The sequence below is a fragment of the Paracoccus sp. Z118 genome, from assembly GCF_019061185.1.
Taxonomy (GTDB): domain Bacteria; phylum Pseudomonadota; class Alphaproteobacteria; order Rhodobacterales; family Rhodobacteraceae; genus Paracoccus.
Genome location: NZ_JAHQZU010000059.1, coordinates 1 through 4,782 on the forward strand (window position 1 = coordinate 1; position 4,782 = coordinate 4,782).

Annotated in this window: 4 protein-coding genes and 3 pseudogenes; 3 read left to right on the plus strand and 4 right to left on the minus strand. The window is 62.6% G+C overall.

All coding sequences use genetic code 11. The features are described 5' to 3' along the window. Positions 1 to 144 precede the first annotated feature (144 nt). Positions 145 to 384, minus strand: a complete 240-nt coding sequence (locus KTN05_RS17130) for a hypothetical protein (protein ID WP_217330585.1) — start codon at positions 382 to 384, stop codon at positions 145 to 147. A gap of 28 nt (positions 385 to 412) precedes the next feature. Between KTN05_RS17130 and KTN05_RS17135 the strand changes: the two are divergent. Continuing rightward, positions 413 to 1,347 (plus strand): annotated as a pseudogene (locus KTN05_RS17135) (VapE domain-containing protein). A gap of 25 nt (positions 1,348 to 1,372) precedes the next feature. On the opposite strand, the gene KTN05_RS17140 reads toward KTN05_RS17135, so the two are convergent. Next, the gene (locus tag KTN05_RS17140; RefSeq protein WP_217330587.1) at positions 1,373 to 1,900 is read right to left on the minus strand and encodes a hypothetical protein; all 528 of its coding nucleotides are present in this window, start codon (positions 1,898 to 1,900) and stop codon (positions 1,373 to 1,375) included. Beyond that, positions 1,810 to 2,148: a hypothetical protein gene (locus tag KTN05_RS17145; protein ID WP_217330588.1), complete on the minus strand. Its 339-nt coding sequence runs from the start codon at positions 2,146 to 2,148 to the stop codon at positions 1,810 to 1,812. Before KTN05_RS17145 ends, KTN05_RS17140 begins: the two co-directional genes overlap by 91 nt. Positions 2,149 to 2,479: 331 nt before the next feature. Between KTN05_RS17145 and KTN05_RS18795 the strand changes: the two are divergent. Next, positions 2,480 to 2,976, plus strand: a pseudogene (locus tag KTN05_RS18795) (hypothetical protein). A gap of 64 nt (positions 2,977 to 3,040) precedes the next feature. Further along, positions 3,041 to 3,676, plus strand: coding sequence for a hypothetical protein (locus KTN05_RS17155; RefSeq protein WP_217330590.1), 636 nt, complete (start codon positions 3,041 to 3,043; stop codon positions 3,674 to 3,676). 108 nt (positions 3,677 to 3,784) lie between these two features. Here KTN05_RS17155 and KTN05_RS17160 read toward each other — a convergent pair. Next, positions 3,785 to 3,925: pseudogene (locus tag KTN05_RS17160) on the minus strand (recombinase family protein); the annotation flags it as partial. Positions 3,926 to 4,782 lie beyond the last annotated feature (857 nt).

The following is a 4,782-nucleotide window of genomic DNA, read 5'->3' on the forward strand; positions in this document are numbered from 1 at the left end:
GAAAACGTTCCACTGGAACGTTTTCTGATCCTCCTCATACATGGCGGGCAGACACCCGATCAGGCCTATCTCAGCCAGCCGATGCCAATCCCGGCGGCGGCGTAACCAAGGCGGAGATCCACTTAGCACGAGCCCCGACGTTGCTCAGACGAAGCGAACCACCTCTAACGACGCTCCCCAGCGCAGGGCAAGACCAGCGGCACCGTGCGCGTCGAGGACCAGGGCGTCGTCGTGGTCGCCGACCTGCCGAAGAAGGTCTCCTGGGATCAGGACCGTCTCGCCGCTATGGCCGAACGCATCCGCGCGGCCGGCGACGACCCGTCCGAATATCTCGAGATCGCCTACCGCGTGCCCGAGCGCCGCTACGGCGCCTGTCGCCCGCATCTACCGGCCCGGCGTGAAGGCCGACCACATGCTGATCCTCGAGGGGCCGCAGGGCGCGCGCAAATCCACGGCGATCAAGGTGCTGGCCGGCGAGGAATGGTTCACCGACGAGCTGCCCGAGCTGGGGTCCAAGGACGCGGCGCTGCACATGCGGGCGTCTGGATCGTCGAGATCGCCGAACTCAACGCCATCGGCCGCGCCGAGGTCTCGCGCATCAAGGCGTTCCTCACGCGCACGACCGACCGCTTCCGCCCACCTTACGGCCGCTACACCGTAGAGGTGCCGCGGCAGTGCGTGTTCGCTGGGACCGTGAACCCTGACACGTATCTGCGTGACGAGACTGGCAACCGCCGCTTTGGCCGCTGCGCTGCGGCGCCAGACGTCGCCGCGCTCGCCCGCGATCGGGACCAGCTTTGGGTGGAAGCCGTGCACCTGTTCCGCTCGGGCACGATCTGGTGGATCGACGACCCGGCGCTGCTCGCCGATGCCCGCGAGGCGCAAGACCGCCGCTATCAGTCTGACGCCTGGGACGACCTAATCGAGCACTGGCTGACCCACGAGATCCGTACCGTTTCCGACGGCTACCCGGATTACGGCAATTGCCGGACCGAGAGCGTGCCGCGCGCGGTGCCGCTGAGCCACGTGTCGGTTGGCGAGATCCTTGAGAAAGCCACCGGGCTCGAGCCCGCGCGCTGGACCCGCGGCGACCAGATGCGCATGTCGGCCTACCTCAAGCGAACGGTTGGGAACGGTACCGGCGCCGCGACGAGGGCGGGCGGGAAGCGGCGCGGGAGTGGCGATATAGGCGAGCTACGGGATAGGCCTTACCGGAGGCGGCAAACGGCCCCGAACCGGACTGTCGAGCTTGGCCCCTGGCGCTGCCGTACTCAGCCCAAAGCAGACCTTGACCGTGAGCTCAATCGCTGCATTACGGTTTTCGGAGAAGGACATCTCCAGTCTTAGGCTAACGGCGCCACCCCACCTTTTTTCAGAAGCGCTGCGCCAATGCGGAAGAGGCCAGGCATATCGTAGCGCCGGTCTGGTCGGTTTGTGAGGACGCCATCTTGGTTAGGCGATCAGCGAGGTCGGCCTCTCTATGCAACCACTCAGTTTTTCGATACGAATTGATCAGCACCGGCGGGAGAGCACCCTCTTTTCGTGCAATTTTTACGGCAGCTTCCGCCGTGGCGTCCTCTGTCCAAGCGTCAAAGAGGACCTGTGGCTCTGCCGGCACTCGTAGACCCGCGAGTGGTTGGAGAACCCGCTTGATCCAGGGGTATTCGGTATTCAGCTGCTCGATGCGGACTTTAGAGGCTTCCCGGAGCCCCTTGCGGATTGCTCGCGGCAGAAGGATAAGGGCGTCCGCATCTCGGGATTGGGACCGTTCCGCAGCGTTCTGCATCAGGATAAGAAAGCTGAGTGGCGTCACATCTCCGACGCCATCTGCCAAATGGTTATACGGCCAGTCGAAGGTTTTTCCCTTTCGCGGTCCTGCGCCCATGTAGTTGCCTGCCATGGCCTCGAAAAGCTTTCTTGCTCGGTCTCATTATTGGACAGTTTCCAACTCTGAGGCTCCTCTTGTTTTTCCGGCGGTTTGCCCAGACCACGGGCCTCGAGGAAACGACTGAAGGCATCCCTTGCCTCTTCGTCAAAAGCCAATCTCGCAAACATCAGCTCGTAGAGATCCGCCTGCCCCCACCCGAGTTTGGCCGCTCCACTCCGCAGCTTCGGCAGTTCAACAAACCGAAGCGTGAGTTCGCTCAACTGGTCCGGTCGCATAAAGAGCTTGGCCCGGATCGTATTGAGTCCGCGCAACTCCCACACCGAGCGCATCAATGAGCCCGCTAAGCCGTCCCCAATCCTCCGAGATTGCATCGAGCGCGTCAAAGACATTGGCGAGAGTCTCGCCCCCGTTGGTAAGGTCGTGTGGAACCCGGAGCAGTTCAGCGACGAGGACTTCTCCAGCCAAACCGGAAAGGACGGCAAGACCTATCCCTCGCTTGTCGAACGTATAGTCCAAGCTGCTGCTTCTGAGGCGGCTGACAGCGATCGAGCGGATGATCGTCATTCCATCTTGCCGCATGTTCAGGCTGCAATGAAACGGTATCCGGAAAACATCTGGTTGAAGTTGAGCCTCGCCAAACTCTTGCGAGGCTCGGGCCTCATCGACGACGCGCGTGCGTTAGCCATCGAGTTTGCGCGTGTGAAAGCATCGGAATTCTGGGCGTGGGATCTGGTTGGCGATCTGGTGTCGGACGACCCCGAACCGAAGCCTCCTGCTATGCGAAGGCCCTCTGTTGTTCACAGGACGATGGCTTCGTCGGCAAGGTCCGCCTCAAGCTTGCTGCGCTCCTGAAGGAAAGTCACCCCGCTGAAGCGCGGTTCGAGGTTGAGCGGTTGTTGTCCCATCGTGCGCGCGCCGGGCATCAGATCCCACGCGACGCACAAGCCCTGTCGGAACGGCTGGGAGCTGTCAGCCCGGCACCCACGGATCGCACATTCTACTCCCAATTCAGTGACCCTGCCGAAGCGCTCCTTTTTTTCCCACCTTCCGTGGACGGATGCATCTCCCGGCGATGTATTCACCATTGAGGGCCGAGACGGACAAAAGTCTCGACGTCTGCGGCGCATCTTCCTAAGGTCAAGTCCCTTTGCAATGGAATTGAGCCTGCCGGAAAACCATGCCTGCATCCGGGGACTGGCCGATGGCGCACCCCTCATGATGCAACATGAGATGTCAAAGCCCGATCCCGGGCGCGCGATCATTCACCGAATTCGCCCTCGACCTGGCGGCACCGTCATGGACGTCGCGCCCGAACAGATCGGGGTGATTAACCACGTCAATCACCAGAAATCGCTGATCCATGTTGTTGTTGAACGAGGCGTAGATGGCACCTGCCCGATTTCGCGCTACGCAGGAGAGGCGAAAGTGGGCGATGCAGTCGCGGTCCGCCTTGCCCGGCACCACGGGAAAACGCGCATGCACACCCGCATCATCGCCATCCTTCCCACCGATCGATCCCCGGCACCGGATGTCTGCCGAACATTCCGCGAGGCAACGAATGTGACCGAAAGCGGGCTTGGGTTCACCCTTGGCGACATTTTCATCCCACCGCACATGATCGCCGCTGCAGACATCGAATCGGGCGATCTCGTCGAAGGGGTCGCCGTTACCAGTTTTGACAAGAAACGCGGTAAATGTGGCATGAAGGCAATCAGGGCCAAGTCGGTCGCGCGAAATCATCACAATTTCGGCAGGGTTGGCCAAGAGGATCATGACGATGATTGGTGATCGGGCCGCTTAAGAAGTCTGCGCGGCGGGAGCTTTCCCCCTGCATCGGCTGACCCGCACTCCGATGCCGTGCTGCTTGCGCTGTTAGGATGACACGTGATCGAGGATGACCGAGACGAAGGTGACGCGATTCCGGTCGAACACCTCGACCAGCCTGGCGAAGTCGGCAAGCGAGCGGCTGAGACGGTCGATCTTGCAGACCACCACCATATCGACCAGCCCGTCCTCTATGTCGTCGACAAGGCGCTGCGCCGTGAGGATCAGCGACGCGGTTGCACGCGCCGCCCATATGCCGCACCGGCTGACCGCGGACCCCGCGCGCGCCATCAACCATGCTGCCTCGCTTCGGCAGGCTCCGCGGGCATGCTGATGGTGGCCAAGTCCCCTGTCGGGCCCCGCGTGGCGATGCCGAGGCACACCGATGTCGAGTTCTGCGCCTGGATTGCGCAGGCCGAGGCCGGCGAGCGGCTCGAGTATCATCGCGGTTTTCTCGGGATCGACGTCACTCCCGCGATCTCGACATTGCCGGAGCCGGAGCGCCGGCAACTCGCCGATCTCGGCCATCGAAACGATACCCGCCTTGGCGCTTTGAGGACGGGCACGCTGATCGCTTCCATGGTGGCCTGCGCAACACTTTCCAGCGGCTCTGGCTCCGAGCACGCTCGCCGGATCGGGGCGCAAGAGCGCCGCGACGCTGGCAACTCGTCGAGGCGCTGTCGGAGGATGCGGCGGTTCAGATTGTCGAAAGGCCGTCGATCGGGGCCGGCCCCGTGCTCGCCCGCGCAATCGCAGAAGCTTGGCGCGCAACTTCGGCCCGGATTGGTGCCAGCCGGATGGAGGATGTGACCCGTCGGGCGGTGCGGAGAATCCGAATCGACAACGAGATCACTCCCTAGGCTCGTTGGGCGAGCCAGAGCTTGCCAGCCGGCTGCAGGGCTATTTCGACGAGGCTGCGTCGTGTCCGTCGCGGCAACAAGATTGCTTACGCGGCTGGCGAGGCCTCAATTCTGTGGGGTCATGCCCCTTGGCGTGGTGTAGGAGCGCCGGCCCTCGGAGAGGTCCGAGCTTGATCAGATTGCTACAGCGGGCAGCCTGATGCCGGGATT

Coding starts and splice junctions, on each gene's coding strand:
- KTN05_RS17130 (WP_217330585.1), bottom strand. CDS start 384: ATGCGGGCGACAGGCGCCGTAGCGGCGCTCGGGCACGCGGTAGGCGAT.
- KTN05_RS17140 (WP_217330587.1), bottom strand. CDS start 1,900: ATGGCAGGCAACTACATGGGCGCAGGACCGCGAAAGGGAAAAACCTTC.
- KTN05_RS17155 (WP_217330590.1), top strand. CDS start 3,041: ATGGAATTGAGCCTGCCGGAAAACCATGCCTGCATCCGGGGACTGGCC.